At 57.9% G+C, this 16,379-nt stretch carries 12 protein-coding genes; 9 read left to right on the top strand and 3 right to left on the bottom strand.

What is annotated here, in order from left to right:
- Window positions 1-616: 616 nt before the first annotated feature.
- The gene (locus DVO78_RS08055; RefSeq protein ID WP_120004302.1) at window positions 617-1,594 is read right to left on the bottom strand and encodes an acyl-CoA thioesterase; all 978 of its coding nucleotides are present in this window, start codon (window positions 1,592-1,594) and stop codon (window positions 617-619) included.
- A gap of 110 nt (window positions 1,595-1,704) precedes the next feature.
- The gene (locus tag DVO78_RS08060; protein ID WP_120004303.1) at window positions 1,705-2,883 is read right to left on the bottom strand and encodes an NAD(P)-dependent malic enzyme; all 1,179 of its coding nucleotides are present in this window, start codon (window positions 2,881-2,883) and stop codon (window positions 1,705-1,707) included.
- 235 nt (window positions 2,884-3,118) lie between these two features.
- Here DVO78_RS08060 and DVO78_RS08065 point away from each other — a divergent pair, with 235 nt between their 5' ends.
- Entirely contained in the window at window positions 3,119-3,397 is a 279-nt protein-coding gene (locus DVO78_RS08065) for a hypothetical protein (RefSeq protein WP_120004304.1), read from the top strand.
- Window positions 3,398-3,541: 144 nt separating this feature from the next.
- Entirely contained in the window at window positions 3,542-3,847 is a 306-nt protein-coding gene (locus tag DVO78_RS08070) for a hypothetical protein (RefSeq protein WP_157983938.1), read from the top strand.
- Window positions 3,848-4,220: 373 nt separating this feature from the next.
- Here the strand turns inward: DVO78_RS08070 and DVO78_RS08075 are convergent, their stop codons facing one another.
- Window positions 4,221-4,766, bottom strand: coding sequence for a hypothetical protein (locus tag DVO78_RS08075; protein WP_157983939.1), 546 nt, complete (start codon window positions 4,764-4,766; stop codon window positions 4,221-4,223).
- A gap of 640 nt (window positions 4,767-5,406) precedes the next feature.
- Here DVO78_RS08075 and DVO78_RS08080 point away from each other — a divergent pair.
- From DVO78_RS08080 to DVO78_RS08110, 7 genes are all read left to right on the top strand, one after another.
- Window positions 5,407-6,978: an N-acetylneuraminate synthase family protein gene (locus tag DVO78_RS08080; RefSeq protein WP_120004307.1), complete on the top strand. Its 1,572-nt coding sequence runs from the start codon at window positions 5,407-5,409 to the stop codon at window positions 6,976-6,978.
- 257 nt (window positions 6,979-7,235) lie between these two features.
- Window positions 7,236-9,011, top strand: coding sequence for a tetratricopeptide repeat protein (locus DVO78_RS08085; protein WP_157983940.1), 1,776 nt, complete (start codon window positions 7,236-7,238; stop codon window positions 9,009-9,011).
- 66 nt (window positions 9,012-9,077) lie between these two features.
- Window positions 9,078-10,601, top strand: a complete 1,524-nt coding sequence (kdsB, locus tag DVO78_RS08090) for a 3-deoxy-manno-octulosonate cytidylyltransferase (RefSeq protein ID WP_162301577.1) — start codon at window positions 9,078-9,080, stop codon at window positions 10,599-10,601.
- A gap of 165 nt (window positions 10,602-10,766) precedes the next feature.
- Window positions 10,767-12,713: a hypothetical protein gene (locus DVO78_RS08095; RefSeq protein ID WP_120004310.1), complete on the top strand. Its 1,947-nt coding sequence runs from the start codon at window positions 10,767-10,769 to the stop codon at window positions 12,711-12,713.
- On the top strand, window positions 12,710-13,729 hold the full coding sequence (locus DVO78_RS08100) for a hypothetical protein (protein ID WP_157983941.1): 1,020 nt from the start codon (window positions 12,710-12,712) through the stop codon (window positions 13,727-13,729). Before DVO78_RS08095 ends, DVO78_RS08100 begins: the two co-directional genes overlap by 4 nt.
- A 338-nt stretch (window positions 13,730-14,067) precedes the next feature.
- On the top strand, window positions 14,068-15,168 hold the full coding sequence (locus DVO78_RS08105; protein WP_157983942.1) for a glycosyltransferase family 2 protein: 1,101 nt from the start codon (window positions 14,068-14,070) through the stop codon (window positions 15,166-15,168).
- A 67-nt stretch (window positions 15,169-15,235) separates the two neighbouring features.
- On the top strand, window positions 15,236-16,255 hold the full coding sequence (locus DVO78_RS08110) for a polysaccharide pyruvyl transferase family protein (RefSeq protein WP_157983943.1): 1,020 nt from the start codon (window positions 15,236-15,238) through the stop codon (window positions 16,253-16,255).
- Window positions 16,256-16,379 lie beyond the last annotated feature (124 nt).

Below are 16,379 nucleotides of genomic sequence, written 5' to 3' on the forward strand. Positions count from 1 at the left end.
TGACACGCCGGGTGTGAGTTCGGCGGGGAAGGTGCCGTGATGAGCGCGACACTTAATGATGTGCAGGCGGCGTTCGAATCGGCTATACGATCCGGTGCAAAGGATACCGACCCAATCCAGTCGGTCGGTGTTGGCATCGATAGGCATGGCCGGCTCTCGGAGTTCGTTGCGGTTGAGGGATGAGCCGGATGGGTGGCTGGTGCTCCACGCGATGATCGCCCCCAACAAAGTTCTCAAACGAAGTCGGTCTAGGGAGATAGTCCAGATGAGCAGGTATAAGGCGGTGAACGGTGCCGCGTTCACCGACGAGGACATCGAGCGCTGGGCCGCTGAGGCTGAGTCCGAGCAGAGCTACACAGGCAGACACCTTGGCCCGGCCGTCCCTCGGCGTCCGGTCAGTGTCGGAGCCGATGCCAGGCCTTTCACTGTGCGTTTGGACGCGCACCAGCCGGGCCAAGCTCGGCAATGTCGCCCGGGAGCGCGGCACTACTTCTTCTCAGCTCATGCGCGGTCTCATCGACTCACTGTAGGGCGAGCTGATCAAAGAGGTCTGACTCGCAGCAGGGATGCCTGGTCGATGGCGCTTCACTTCGTCAGAGGGCGGAGGTGCACACCTTCAGCACGTGGGGTCCAGCAAGTGATTGGGCAGACGATTACCGGGTGCCTTGCCGCGGATCTCCAGCAGGTCGCGGGCGTGAGCATGAAGCCTTTTGTCCTCAGCACTGACCGGGTCCCAGGCGGGTATAGGGACTGAGGTGCCGGTGTCATCGCGGGCGACCATGACGGTGAGCCCGTACGTGGTGAAATGAAACTCTGAGGTCTTGGGGTCTGCTGACCGCACGTGAACAGCGATGTGCATACCCTTGGTGCCGGTGTACACCAGACGGGCTTCGACTTCGACGAGGTCTCCGATCCGCAGAGGCCGGTAGAACCGGATTCCTCCTGAGAAGACTGCCACTGTGTCCATACCGCAATAGCGCGAGGCGCACACCGTGGCAGCCTGATCGATCCACTCCATCACCACTCCACCATGGACCTTGCCGCCCCAGTTGACGTCTGTGGGGGCGGCAAGGAACCTCAGCATGATGCGCTCGGCAGTACCCTCATCGGTGTACTCCTGCCCGTTCATGGCCCGGACGATCTCTTTGCGAACCTCTATCCTGGCTTCGGCGTGGTCGTACTCACGGTGCTCCCACTCGGTCTGCGGAGTCCAGGGGGGCACTGGTGTGGGTTTGCCTTGGGCATCGACTGCCACAAAGATCACCAGGCAGGATGTTGAGGCATGGGGCTGACCGCCCTGCGGGTTACTGGAGGTCACCGTGGTGCGAATGTGCATCGATGAGCTGCCGGTGTAGACGATCGTTGCCGTCACTTCGACCATCTCACCGACTTCGACGGGGTCGGCGAAGTGAATATTGCCCACATAGGCTGTCACGCAGTAGCTCTTCGCCCACCCCACGGCCGCCGCGTATGCGGCCTTGTCGACCCAGTTCAGCACCGTTCCCGCATCCACGGAGCCTGAAGCGCCGGCATCAGTGGGTGCTGCAAGAAAACGTAGAGTCACGGAGTTCTGCGGCGTGGATGAGACTGTCATGGATGGTCCTCGGGATCCGGGAAGTTGGTGCTATTACCGTACATGCCAGTATCGGGCCCTGTATGCGTCGCAGAGCCGATGATCACGCCGCAGGAGAAGCCGCCGTGCCCTTAGCCTGTGGCACCGTCTTCGCCGGCGGCGTTCATCACCGCTTGAGCGACTCCGGCGGCCACGCGATCATCCAGTGGTGAGGGCACGATGTAGTCAGCACGAAGATCCTCACCGACCACATCGGCGATCGCCGTGGCGGCGGCGACCTTCATGGACGGGGTGATCCGCCGCGCACCGGAGTCCAGGGCGCCGCGGAAGATCCCGGGGAAGGCCAGCACATTGTTGATCTGGTTCGGGAAGTCCGAGCGCCCTGTGGCGACCACGGCGGCGTGGCGGGCCGCGACGTCGGGAGTGATCTCCGGATCCGGGTTGGATAAGGCGAAGATGATGGCGTTCTCCGCCATGTTGGCAACCGCCTCCTCGGGCACTTTCGAGGAGGAGACTCCGATGAAGACATCTGCGCCGTCGAGAGCCTCGGTGATTCCGCCGATGATGTTGTTCCGGTTGGTGGTCTTCGCCACCCGGGCCTTGACCTCGTTGAGGTCGTCGCGGTCGCGGTGAATGGTGCCTTGGGAATCAGTGAGGATGATGTCCTCGACTCCGGCCTCAAGCAGAATGTCTGTGACTGCGATGCCTGCAGCACCGGCACCGGCGATCACTACACGAGTGTCGGCGAAGCTGCGGCCGGTCAGCCGGGCTGCATTGGTCAGCGCGGCCAGCACCACCACCGCGGTGCCGTGCTGATCATCATGCATCACCGGGCAGTCCAGGGCTTCGATCAGCTTCTGTTCCAGCTCGAAGCAGCGCGGGGCCACCACATCTTCGAGGTTGACCGCTCCGAAGCTGGGCCGCAGACGCACCATGGTTTCGACGATCTCATCAACATCGGTGGTGTCGATGACCAGCGGGATCGAGTTCAGGCCGCCGAATTCACGGAACAGGGCTGACTTCCCCTCCATCACGGGGAGGGACGCGGCTGCGCCGATATTGCCCAGTCCCAGTACGGCGGTGCCGTCGGAGAGCACCACGACCAGCCGGGAGGCCCAGGTGTGGGTGGCGTGCTTGGCCAGGTCGTGGTGGATCGCCCGGGAGACTTGGGCCACCCCGGGTGTGTAGGCGATGGACAGCGCCCGCTTCGAATCCAGTGGTTTGGTGGTCTCAACGGTGAGTTTTCCGCCTTCATGGGCGGCGAAGACCTCTTCGTCGGTAATGGGCGCGGTCGAGTGGTGATCAGGCATGGGTAGATGACTCCTTGAGAAAGTAACTGTTCAGGTCCGCACAGTGCATCGTGGGTTGCACGGGAGCGCCCACGCACCATTGGGTGGACATCAGGCTCCGGCTGTGCGCTGCCGTGGGTGCCGAGGTCGTCGGTGCTCCACGCCGTCGCAGTGGTCAGTACTTTCTTTAGACCTGCCGTTTACCCTAAACCACCGACGCCGCAGATCGAGACATTGAGGCTGAAGATTTCACAAAGTGGACCCTTGGCAGAAGTACCGGCAGCTCACAGCGGTTGACACTGCCGGCGAGTCTGAGCTGACCAGCGAGGTGTATGCACCTGTTCAGGATGCTGTCATACGGTGGTCTTCGGCGATGGTGATTCTGCAGAGGCCCAACCACGTTCTCCGCTGGTACGGCATGGTGATTGGGCTGGTGGTTTTCGCCGGGACAGTGTGGCTCATACATGTGGTGTTTGACTCCGGTGGGGCTGGACTCATCCTCGGCGCAGCGCTGTTCTCTGGGGTGCTTCGGTGATCATCCACGCACCATTCGCAGTGCACCTGGGTGTCGATCCGGGCCACGGCATAATTCAGGGGGTCTGAGGAGTTTCCGGTCAAGAACGTCCTCAGTGTCGGGCCACATACCTGACCGGCCCGTAGCGGTGGCACGGCACTGGAGGTGCAACACAGGCTAGTGGTGGAGGGCTACTTCAGTCCGACTCTGCTCTACCTGGCCGCGGCCAGAAAGCAGACGGACCGGAACCAGCTGGAAGCTTACCGGGCGCTGCTTGCCGAGCTGGACCTCGGTCCGGGTAATCCGGTCATCCGCCGGGAACAGCACCGCCATGCCAGTTCCGGCGGCACCGGACCCGGCGAATCACATCTGTTGGAGGAGGAGGACAAGCGTGACAAGGCACCGGCACAGGTGCAGGAGCTTCTGGCGGATCCACAGTTCAGCGGTGGTCCTGCCCCCCGAGGGTTTTGAGGGCGGCGCCTCGGGGCAAGGATCTGGTTCATGTGCACTCGCATTACTGAAGAGACTTCCCAGAGTTCTTCCACGGCAGACCCAACGGGTCGCCATCGGGGCCGGAGCGGACCCTGCAGCACCACCGTGGACGTGGTGCGGGATCTCGGCCGGCACATCACTCACCGCACTGCCTGGTTATGGCATTCCCGCCGGATGCTCGCCTGGACTCCGGGGCGTGGTTCTGGTACTTCGGTGCCGCGAGCGCTGCTGGCGTAGGTTTTTTCGCATGGGCCCGCAGCGACCGCAATTAAGCACACACATGGCAAAGACCTGAGGGAGTTCGCCCACCGCTTGGAGGCCCTGCGCTCCTCCGGCTGAGCCCTTGCACGCTCTACTGCCCTGCCTTCAGCACCATATGTCTGATGATGTCCAAGCTGACGCGGCGATACTTTCCATATGTCGGGTAGCGGAATTCGCTGAAGTCAGCTGCAGGGTCAACCCCGGTAATGACCGAGTCTTCTGGCTCCGAGACATCGTGTACACGCAGATCCACACCGGCAGCGCTCAGTCCGGGGAAGGCCCACATTGCGTCAACGGCCAACTGCTTAAGCTCCGGTGCCACGAGCTGTGCGACATCTACGGTGATGGCGCTACCTGGTGCAGCGCTGGTGGTTTCTGACAGTGGCACTATTTCGCCGACTCCCGGCACATGTGAGGCGGAGATATCCCATCGGGCAAGAAGGCTCTGTGTCTGCTCGGCTGATGGCGGTGTGAGGTAGGCATCTGCCTCCAGTTCGTCCATGAGATTCTCGTGGAGTTCGAGCAGGGTGGACTGGCCGTCGCCTACGGCGTAGAAGGGCAGTCGCACCACAGCTGCAGGTACTTCCTCCCCCACTACGTACAGTCGTAGGTCCAGCCCTGGCTTGTGCTGTTCCACGAGTACCTGACGCTGTGTCGCTGGCAGTGAGGAACACGTTGCCGCTGCATCTTCCCAGGCATGAGCCAACTGATTGTCTGTGGAGATTCCGGCGCTGAACCCAGGTTGGGCTCTGCCTGCTATGGGGCGAACCATCACGGGGGCGTCAAGCTGCCTTAGGTATGCCAAAGCGTTCTGCACTTGCTCGACCGAAAAAACCTTGCTTTCGGGGACAGGGAGGTCTGAGGCTTTTAGGTAGCTCCTCAGGGTGTAACGAGAAGCGCAGGCTCTCCGAGCTTGATGGCTGACTAGTGAAGTCACTGCGCGGTCGAAGCTGCCCACTAGTCTCCCGGATTGATAGAACAGGATGTTGGTGTTGTTGATTCGCTTTGGCGCTACTTTGAATCCGCGTGTTGAGCGCCACAGTAGCTTTCCGGGAGAAAAGACCTCGTCTTCGTTCCAGGTATTGCGCCCGGCATTCGCGGATTCGATTCGCCCCTTGATGTAGAGCGTTTCGGCGGAGTAAACGTCAGGAAATCCGGCTAACGTGGGGGCAGTCGGCGCGGGATGGGACATACCCAATAGCGTACCGCTCGCGTGTGTACAATCCTTGAGGGGCGTTACCACCGGGCCCAAAACATTACTGTGAGGTTTTTAGTTCATGAACAGTACGACGACGGCACCTATCGCAGATCTGACGGCTTCGATTGCCGCGGACTATACGTCCGACACGATCATCATTCTGGGCAAGGGTCCGTCTGCGGATTCTGTTTCCCATCGCGTGTTCGAACACAGTCTGGTGATCGGCATCAATGACGCCGAGCGCATCCAGGCAACTGACGTGACAATCTTCCACGAGGACTGGGTGGCCGATTCGCTGAAGGATGATGGACTGCGCTCCAAGGCCTACATCACCTCCATAGACTTTGAGGCTCCGGGCCACACCGTCGTCAACCTTCCATACAAATCACTGAGCAATGACCAGGAAGACATCATGCTCAGTAGGTTCCAGAACCGTGACGAGATAGTCATCGAAGAGGCGATGTTCCTCACAGGGCTAGAAGTCGCCCGCAAAGTTGCAGACCACAAGGGCAAGACCCAGACGGTCTATATGGTGGGCTTCGACTTCACCCCGGCAGAAGGTAACGCTCGCGCCGCTAACACGCAGTTCACCCCTCAGTTAACTTCTCACCGTAAGGCAGGGATCGAGCTCCAGCAGTACATCCTGCGCAATGCCCTCTATGTCCTGGAGGACTCCAATCTTGAAGTTCATCATGTGGGCACCCACGAGTTCTCCAATCTCACCGCAGAAGCTCTTAATGAGAAGTTTCAGGTTTCGGTCAAGGAGCAGACAGCTCTGACGGAGCCTGACCATGAGGTGGAGGTCCCCCCGGTGGAGATCACCGCGGAGATCACCACCAATCACTTCGGCGACCTTGATCGTCTAGAGCAGCTGGTTCGCGCGGCTCACGCCGCAGGTGCGGACTGGGTGAAGGTTCAGAAGCGCGATGTGGAGCACTTCTACACTGCGGAGCAGCTGGCAGCCCCTTATAAGTCCCCGTTCGGCACAACCTTCGGTGATTACCGTCACCAGCTGGAGCTTGATAAGGACGGTTTCAAGTTCTTAGATGAGCTCACCAAGGATCTGGGTATCAAATGGTTTGCCTCTGTGCTGGACAAGCCCTCCTTCGAATGGATGGCTGAGGAACTGGACATTCCTCTGGTCAAGCTCCCCTCGACAATCTCCCGGAAGAAGGACTACCTGGAGTACGTTGCACAGAACTATGCCGGTTCCTTGGTGATCTCCACAGGAATGACGGATAAGGACTATGAGGAGTGGCTGTTGGATACCTTCACCAACCAAGACACCCTCTACCTGCTGCACTGCAACTCTGCCTATCCCACCCCGGATGAGCACACCAATATTGGCGTGGTTCGTCGTTACGCACAGTTAGCTGAGGAGCAAGCCGCCAAGCCGGGTCCTCGGATTGTGCCTGGCTACTCATCCCACGACTTCGGCTGGATGGCCTCCGCACTGGCCGTCGCTGCAGGTGCGGGTATGGTGGAGAAGCACGTGAAGCTCGGCAACACCGAGTGGGCGCACTTTGATGCCGTGGCCGTAGACCTCGCGACAGAAGCATTCAAGGAATACGTGGAAAACGTTCGCAAAGCACAGGTGCATGTGGGCTCCACGGAGAAGAAGATTACCGCATCCGAGCACCACAAGTACTGAGGACTGCTTTAGATATGACACGGGGGAATGCGAGCAGCGGTCTGACGCAGGGAATCGTCGCTAAATCGGTACGCGCCCTGCGGAGGGTTGAGCGCAAAGGTGCCGCAGTATCGGCTAATGCCGTAGCCCGGATGCCGGGAGGAGAAGTTAAACTGGCCAAGTGGGCTTCTCAGGCCAGCGCGGACTTCATGCCCTGGGCAGAAGTCCAGATGACTGGTAGGGAACGCCCTCGAACCCGACGTCTACCGTTGATTATCATGCAGAGCTACCCGGGCTCTGAGGTGGAACTGGCGGATTTGGCTGACGAAGATAGTGCGGCCCACCCCAATTTCTTAGAGAGGATCGCGGCCAGGCTTGCGTTAGAAGGTGACTATGTCACTGCACTCCGACTGCGGCGCCGTGCGGTGGAGCTCGATCCCGAAACCGCTCACCGTCATTTGGCGTTGGCCCAGGGCCTTCTAGAGATTCCGGCGCAGGGGGTGGTCCATGATTGGATTCTAGGTCTGGCTCAGGGCCCTACAACTCCTATAAGCGAAGAAGTGCTTCAGGCGCTCAGACGTAGCTTCGAACTTGCTCCGGGAAATCCCTATGTGTTGCACGAGTACGGTACTGCTCTGATTGCCACTGGTGAGGTGGGCCAAGCCTTGCCCTTGTTGGAGATAGCGATCCTGAAACGTCCTGACCAGGAGTGGTACCTCGAGCTGGCGGAGATTTACCGCCGTCCCGACATCGCCAAATTCGAACAGGCGATGATCTATTACGAGCGGGTTTTTGAAGACGATCCTAAGAATATGAAAGCGATCTCAGGAATCATTAATTCCGGAACTCGCGGCTCCATGGATTGGCCTAGAATATGGCGAAGTGTACGCAGGTTAGAAACCAATAAGAAGAGGGATACTCCCTATGACATCCCGGTAATTCAATATCAATTGGACAAGCTTTTCTGGGGTGCTGATCATCCCAGCCAGGAGCATGTGGCTCTTCTGATCCAGGCGTTGGAGGCGGAGTCCCATCGTGACCGACGGCTGCATCCTGCGGTTCTTGGGCTGGTGATTACTCGGCTGCAGTTCGCACGTCACTTCGCTGCCGGTTTTGCGTTGCGCACAGGCGTTGCCCAAGAGCGTCTTCGCACGCTTCGTAAGAAACCAATCGATTCTCCCACTGCACTGCGGAACCTTATGAAGGTCTACGTCTACCTGGATGAGGCCGAGACCGCAGCGAGCCTTGCGGACGTCAAGTTCTGGCCTTCTAAGGACAGAATCGAAAGTCTGCAGATCCAGAAGTTGCATGCTGATGCCCGACTGTGGGTCGGCGACGCTGCTCCATACATCAAGTACTCCAAGGAAGCCCGCACACGCACACCGCTGACCGCTGATTACCGGATGGAAAAGCTGATCAGAGGCAATCGGGTCGCTTTGGTAGGGCCAGCCGAGACCGGTGATCGACTCGGACACATCATCGACGAATACGACGTTGTCGTCCGTCCTCGCTACCAGCCAGAATTCATCGAAGAGAACAAGCATGCTCAGGGCAGCCGTACGGACATCACCTACTACTCCGGACAGGACCTCACCTCGCTATTCGAGGGGATCTCCGCAGCGGTGGAAAGGGGCGAAGTCAAGGTGGTCAACGCGAGGCCTTTCAGCTATTCTGCCCACGCCCACCGTCAATTGCCATGGCTGCGGTTTTACCGCCAAGACTTCTCCCTGTGCTTCCATGGCGGTTCACTGGGTATCCAACGCATGGCTTACGATCTGTTGCAGTTCGAGCCCGAAGAAATCTGCGTGTTCAACTCGGACCTTTACACGGGAAGCTCGATGTTCACCGCAGGCTGGCGCCAGGGTGACGCCTTCGGGCCGTACTCGCACATCAACGACATTGTGGTCTCCCACGACGTGAAGTCGGAGTTTAAGTTCATGAAGGCGCTGATGGCTACCGGGATTGTGACGGCACAGGGCAGGGCCGCCGAGGTGTTGGCTCAGTCGCCCGATGAATACGTCCACGCCATTGAAGAAGCCGGGGTGTTGCGGTAGTCACCGCAGATGGCGCCGAGAGGCACTGCAGTCTGGATCACCCGCATTGATGAAGGAGAAGAACCGATGGCGTTCCGAGGCCACAAGGTCATCGCGATGGTGCCCAGCCGACTTGGGTCCACGAGGCTACAACGTAAGGCGTTGGCGGACATCTGCGGTCTGCCCATGGTGATCCACGTCCTGCAGCGAGTGCAGATGTCTCCGATCGTGGACGAGGTCTACGTTGCCACCGACTCTGAGGAGATCAAGTCTCTGGTGGAGTCTTACGAGGGGAAAGCAATCATGACCTCTTCAGGGCACACCACCGGTATTGAGCGAATAGCTGAAGCCTCGGAGGGCATGGACTATGACGTCATCTGTCTGATTAATGGGGACGAGCCAGCACTCAACTCGGACCATATTCAGTCCTCAGTGGAGACCTTGTTGAATTCGGAGGCACCGACTGCGCTGCTGGCTTCGGAGTCCTCCACGGTGAACTCGCCCTCGGACTTTAAGGTGGTTGCTAACCGCGAGGGGGAAGCCATGTACTTCTCCCGGGAGGATATCCCTTCGCCCTCGCGTTCCGGAGTCACCAAGTTCCTCAAGGCCTACCACCTGATCTCCTTCCGAAAGGGTGCCCTCGCCGAGTACATGTCCTTGGACAAGACGCCGCTAGAAGCGATCGAGGGCCATGACCACTTGCGTTTCCTCGAGAACGGCCACACGGTGCAGATCGGCGTGGTGGAGCATGACTCTTTCTCTGTGGATACGGCTGAGAACCTTATCGACATGGTCCAGCAGATGCGTGACGACAAGCTGTTTGACCAGTACAAGCACCTCGCTGCGTCGGGGGGAACGATTCAGGACAGTGCGCCGACAGCTGAGTTGGTAAGGTCCTCGTCCAAGATTACTGCCGTGGTTCCCTGTCGGGCGGGCAGTGAACGGGTGAAGAACAAGAACACCAGATCATTCGCTGGCTTCCGGGGCGGACTTATCGAGCTCAAACTGAAGCAGCTGGAACTCGTGGATGAAGTTGACGATATCATCGTGTCTACGAACGACCCTCAGGTTGCGAAGATCGTCAATGAGTTTCGAGAGATCACGGCCAAACCGGTCCGGATCGATGACCGGCCCGATCATCTGGCTGGCTCCTCGACGCCGATGTCCAAATTCATCCAGTATGCAGCGGAACTGGAGGAAGAGGGCACCATGCTTATGACGCATGTGACCCACCCGCTGGTGACCGCGAAGGTCTTCGCCGAATTGATCGACGCCTGGCGGGAGGCTGAGGCGGCTGGACATGATTCCCTTGTGACCGCCACCCGCGTCCACACCTTCCTCTGGGATGCCAATGCCACGCCCTTCAACTACGATTCCACCGCGGAACGCTGGCCACGTAGCCAGGACATCGATCCGCTTTTCGAGATCAACCACGCCGCCTATTTGATGCCGTTCGCCCGGATGCGTGAGGTCGGTGACCGGGTCGGAATCAACCCGCGAATCTTCGAGATGGACCAAGATGTGGCAATGGACATCGACTGGGAGCATCAGTTCCTCCTTCTGGAGGACATCGTTCTGGCGAAACAGCGTCGCGGAATCGAGTTGCTCTGAGGTACAGTGCGGGCCTGCTGGATTACAGTGAAGTTTCTCATATAGTAAGGATTTCCAATCGAAGGCGTGTATGTGCAGCTTTCTGAGGTATCAGTGCGACAATAGCGAAGGGGCATACGCCAGGTGGTACAGGTGGTAGGTAAGTCAGTAAAGGATTTGGCAGCGATGACTTCGCCTGCTGCTATCAGGGCGACCTACAAGACCGCCAGGGGCAGGAAAATTCTGATGCGCCGTGCTGCGATTGGCAGCAGCGACTTCGTTTCAAGGTTCGAAACGCTGATCACGGGACGGAAGAGACGTGCTCAGACGAGGGCGAGCCGTCTGGCGCAGGCTATCCTGGAGCATGTGCCGGGTGGGGAAGTCGTGTTTGCCCTCGCGACGGCCGAGGAAGGACTCGCCTCTGCTGGACTAATGGAGCGTGTGGCTTCGAGGACCGTCAAGTCCGCATCTGTCAGTGACCTCATTTGTCTGCGCCGCTGGGCGGTGGAGCTCGAGCAGCAGGAAGCTCACCGGTATGTGGCGCTTGCGCTGTGTCTCGGCAAGGACGTCGAAGAAGGTGTTGTTCATGAGCCGCTCACTGGTTTGAGCCGTGGGAAGACTACGCCCCATGGTGAAGAGATTGTCTCGCTCCTGCAGACGGCTAACACGTTATCTCCGGGCAGCGCCCTGATCTCCTATGAGCTGGGGAGACGTCTGGTGGAAAAAGGAGAGGTCAACGCGGGACTGCCACTTCTGGAGTTAGCCGCCTTGAAGGATCCGGAGGAATCGTGGCTTATGACACTGGCTCAGGTGTACCGGCGTCCCGATGTTGCGAAGTTCTCCGAGGCACTGGACACCTATGAGCAGATATACAGACTCAATCCCAAGAATTCGTCTGCACAGTCTGGCGTGGTGCATGCAGGTGTGCGAGGACCCATGGAATGGTCTCGTGTATGGCGCAATATCAAGGGGCTGGAGACCTCCCGAAAGAAATCTCCCTATCGTGTGCCGGAGGTCGCTGCGTATGTGGATCTTCTCTTCGACGAGGGTGACCTATTCGACAAGGGCGACGTCGTCTCTTTCTTGGAGCGACTTGGGGGTTTTGTCGACGAGGGACTCCATCTGCATCCTCAGACCTTGGCACTTGTTGTGCTCCGACTTCAGTTCCTTGGACATCTCGCCGCAGGCTTTGCACTCAGACAGCGACTCGCGCGCAACAAGATCAATAGCCTTCGCCGGTCTGGTGTCAAGAACATCAGCGGCCTTCGCCAGCTGATGCAGGCGTATATCTATCTTGACGATGCAGAGACTGCGAGCAGGCTGTCAGAAGACAGCGAGTATTGGGCGCAGGGCGACCATGCGCGACGGGCTGCGGTGAGGAAGCTCCACGCAGATGCGGAGCTTATGCTCGGGAATCCCGATCCGTATTTCAACTACTCGGTGGATGCTCGCAAGGGGTTCTACCTTCCCGGCGAGCGGAAGATGGTCAACCTTGTCAAGGGCCAACGGATTGCACTTGTGGGTCCGGCAGCTACCAACGAGGAGCTTGGGGAGATGATCGACGGCTATGACGTCGTGGTGCGGCCGAACTTCAACCCAGAGTTCGTCGCGGCTCACCCGAGGTCTATGGGCAGCCGCACAGATATCGCCTATTACTCGGGCCAGGACATGAACAAGCTCATCGACGACGTCGAGACGTTACTAGCAACTTCCGGAGTGCAGATCGTCAATACACGTTCCTTCAGCTTTCATGCTCATCATCAGCGTGAGATTTCGTGGCTCCGCTTCTGCCGCCATGATTGGTCGCTGTCGTTTCATGGGTCGCCGCTTGGTATCCAGCGGATGATCTATGACCTTCTGCAGTTCCGACCTAAAGAGATCGCCATCTTCAACTCAGACTTCTACACAGGTGCGGGAGAGTTCGCTGAGGGATATCGCGAGAAGCGCAGCTTTGGACCTGGTTCTTTCATGAACGACCTCGTTGTCGTACATGATCTCTTGACTGATTTCAAGTTCACACAGGCTATGCTCAGGACGGGTCGAGTGACAGCGCATGGACGTAGCAAGAAAGTTCTAAGCCGTGATCCGTTGGATTACCTTCACGATGTTGAGAAAGCCGGAGTATTGAGTTGAACGTTAACGATGACAAGAGAATAGCCGCCTACGTCGCAGGAGATAACAGGATATTCTTTCCTGCCTTAGTCGCCCTTAAAGAGCTTGAAAATCATAATCCTGAAAGATTTGATAAGTTTATAGTCTTTGACGGATCACTTGCCATTGGCTATGAGGCTGATCTTATGGAGAAGGCAGGCATCAAGTTCTTGGATGCGCGAGATGTCTCTTCCTATGATCTCATTGCAAAGTCCAGCGCGATGATTGATCGTGACTGGCCTTTAGAGGTCATGCTGAACTGGGCCGTACCGGAGTACTTGGGCTCTATGGGTTACGGGCACTCCTTAAAGCTTGACTATGATGCTCTTCCTGTTCAGACTTTTTCGGAGCTCGACAGGCTCATCAACTCCAGAATGAAGGTCTCGTTTCGGACCGCGGCGGCTCGCTCAGTCGCCGTTGTGAATGATCGGGCCTCGTTAGGCACAGGCTGGGACCGAATCGACCCGGAGCGGCCAGTGAGGCAACTTAACGCGGGGGTGGCTCTGTTTGACAACCGAGCCATTGCAGAGGTTTCTGAAGAGGGATTCTTTGCGGAGGTTATGGCGATCTATGACGAGATCATGACCCAAGCGCCGGCGACGAAGACCATCGAGCAGGTCGCACTCGCCTATGTGTGCGATAGGTTCGGCTCGGATTTCGTTGATCTTCCCCATGCTATGAATTCCTTTGCTCGGGAGTGGAATGCACGGTTAGAAGTCTCAGCTATGGAAGTGATTCACTTCCTCGGCAAGCCAAAGCCGTGGCAGCCGCTTGAGCCGCGTTTGCTTTATCGCTACGTAACTCGCATGAAGCTGATGCCTTATCTTCGTGACATCTGGTTGTCGGCGGCCAGTCGCGTCGAGGGCTTCGAGGACTTCACGAACCAAAGGGCGAGCACTCCTTTGGAGCGCCTTCAGCTCGCTATTTGGATGGAGACGGAACGGAGCCAGCACCGGAAGAAAGTGCAGGAGCGGATCAGCAAGCATCTAGAGTTCTGATCTAATGATTTAATTTAGGTCGTTTGACAGTGGTTCATGCGGATTATGTATTCATTGCGGAGCTGAATTAACGATAAGGCTGTGAACCGCTCTTCGCATGAGGCGTAGACCAAGCAGTGTGACGTCTCTTGGAAGAATAAATTCGCACAGTGAAGACCGTGTCAGATGATTCCTTAGGGCTGTGCTTCGTGAGGGTCCGCGGGGTTATCTTTGGCCAACATGGTGGTGGCGGGCTCGACAGTGGTTAGTAGAACGTAAGCTTCTGAGTGTGAGGATTTTTTGTGACTATGAGACGCCCTGAGTCCGCTTGGTGTGACGACGGGGGCGAGTGGCCCCGCGTGTCGATCGTGATTCCCGTGTACAACGCAGAGCAATACATCGGTGCATGTCTCGCCAGCATCACGCAGCAAACCCTTGGAGATCTTGAAGTGATCTGCGTTGATGATGGATCTGAGGACGGTTCGGCGGGAGTTGTCGCGAATGCAGCCGCCGAGGACGCCCGGATCAAGCTGATCCTGCAGAATAACGGCGGGGCATCGAGTGCACGTAACGTAGGTTTCGACCTGGCAGTTGGTGAGTTTGTGACCTTTGTCGACGCTGATGATGAGATCAGCTCGGACTTTGTTGAGGTCTTGAGCCGGGTTATTGAGCGTGATGGGTCAGACGTGGCGCTGGGCAACACTTACATCATCCGTGGTGATGGGACCGCAGGCGCTAAGTACCCTGGCCAAAAGGAGACGGCGCTCGTCAGAGGTGCGGATTACGAGAAGTATAAGCTCCTGAGTCGCAACGCACCTCATGGCAAGCTGTTTCGTCGCTCTTTCCTGTTGGAGCAAGGTATTCGCTTCTTCGAGGGTATCACCTACGAGGATTATCACCACTGGCTTCAGACCGTGGCGCAGGATCCAAAGATTTCCCTGGTTTCGGACTTCGTGTACACCTACAAGCGGAACCCTCATTCGGTCAGCGCAGGTGCCCATATCCTGCGCCCCCACAACATCAACAGTCGTCTGGTGCAGACCGGCGAGTCGCTTCGCGTCGCTCGGGAGAGCAATGTTCCTGGGCTGATGGCGAAGACCTTCCGCATGCAGTTTGGGGCGAGAATCATGCGTCATATTTCCGCTCTTGCTAGGACGCGGGACCGCCGGAAGGCGGAGGTCGCTTTCGGCATTCTGCGCGAAGGGCTCATCGAGCACCAGGAAGAGATCAGGCGGAGTCTGCGAGGCTACGTTCGCCTCGTCTATGAGATCATCTTCGAAGGTTCGCTTGAAGACCTCCGCAAGCTGCTCCGTTGGGGTGATGGGAAGGCTTCGCTGGCTCTCTTCGTTGATACAGAACCTGAACCCCCCAAGGTGTACGTCGACCCTGTGGAATTTCCTAGCATGGGGCATCGGCCTAGAGAGTTCTTTGACGTATCAGATAAGGTTCGGAAGAGGTAGGCGGGAAATGTCCAAACGTTATGCGATCATTTGTGCTGCGCATGAGGGCAACAGCGGTATGTGCAGCGTGGACCGCGCAGCTGAGGATTTTCTCTCGGCTCGCGGTGCCGACTATACCCTGTTCTCCGCTCAGCAGGCCGAAGGCCGTATGTACAATCATGTACCCTTCCAGCGGTGGGAAGATCTGGATTCCTACTCCCACGTGGTCTATTGGGGGGACTTTCTTAATAACCCGTTCTATGGTTATAAGTCCTTCCCGAACCGGAGCCGCCGTTGGGGGATTGAGACAAGCAAACGTGAAGCCATCGCTACTTGGAAGGAACTCTTCACGCCGCGATACGTCGAGCAGAAGCTCTACGCCATCGGGCAGAATTTTCAGCACGACTTCACTGAGAAGGTGACAGATTTCGGGCCGGTGTTCAGACGCCTAGAGAAGACTCTGGAGGCCCTCGTTGTGCGCGACCCGTTCTCCTTCCAGAACCTATCGCGGATGGTCGAGTTTAGTGCGCTCAACCAAGTCCAGCAGGGTCTTGACTGCGCATTCCTTCAAGAACCTCGGCACCGGAAGACGAATGGAGGAGACGGGACATTCGCATACTTTTTCCGCCGGTCCAAGCTTGCCAATGGGGAAACGCTTGTCAGAAGGGTAGAGGAAGCGACTGGTCTAAGAGGAGTTGAGCTCAAGAACTGGATCCCCCTGCCGCGCAGCAAATGGGAGGGAACCTTCAAAGCGCTGAAGATCCGGATCGACAGTGCCTCGCTCGTTGTGACCGACACCTACCATGTGGGGGTCAATGCAATGCAGTCCAGAACCCCTGTTGTGGGGATCGGCCGACAGAGTACCCGGCAGGTGGGGACCATCGGCGACTTCAAGAAGAGAGTTCTCTTCGACATGTTCGACCTCTCACGCTTTTACCACGAGATCCCCGCCGACCAGGAAGACACCCAGGCCTATGGTCAGGTCGTGAGAATGACAGAGCGTGCGCTCAGCGAGCATGGGGATCCTTCTGCGGCCCCCTACGCCCTCGTAGAGGCCAGGACCAGGCAATTTACGGGTCAGGTCGAGCGGCTTCTCGAACTTAGGTAACTCTTCGCCTTCTAGGGCGTGCCTCACATATGGGAGACACGCATCTAGCGGAAAAGGCTCAATGTGGCCCAGAAGTGCCGCTCTGCTCTGTGGCGATGGTCATAGGAGCTTGCTGCTCAAGCCC

The organism is Nesterenkonia muleiensis (assembly GCF_003600155.1).
Taxonomy (GTDB): domain Bacteria; phylum Actinomycetota; class Actinomycetes; order Actinomycetales; family Micrococcaceae; genus Nesterenkonia; species Nesterenkonia muleiensis.

Bases quoted from the DNA above. Each gene is read 5' to 3' on its own strand.
- kdsB (WP_162301577.1), top strand. From the start codon at position 9,078: ATGGCGTTCCGAGGCCACAAGGTCATCGCGATGGTGCCCAGCCGACTT.
- DVO78_RS08080 (WP_120004307.1), top strand. From the start codon at position 5,407: ATGAACAGTACGACGACGGCACCTATCGCAGATCTGACGGCTTCGATT.
- DVO78_RS08095 (WP_120004310.1), top strand. From the start codon at position 10,767: ATGACTTCGCCTGCTGCTATCAGGGCGACCTACAAGACCGCCAGGGGC.
- DVO78_RS08060 (WP_120004303.1), bottom strand. From the start codon at position 2,883: ATGCCTGATCACCACTCGACCGCGCCCATTACCGACGAAGAGGTCTTC.
- DVO78_RS08085 (WP_157983940.1), top strand. From the start codon at position 7,236: ATGCAGAGCTACCCGGGCTCTGAGGTGGAACTGGCGGATTTGGCTGAC.
- DVO78_RS08055 (WP_120004302.1), bottom strand. From the start codon at position 1,594: ATGACAGTCTCATCCACGCCGCAGAACTCCGTGACTCTACGTTTTCTT.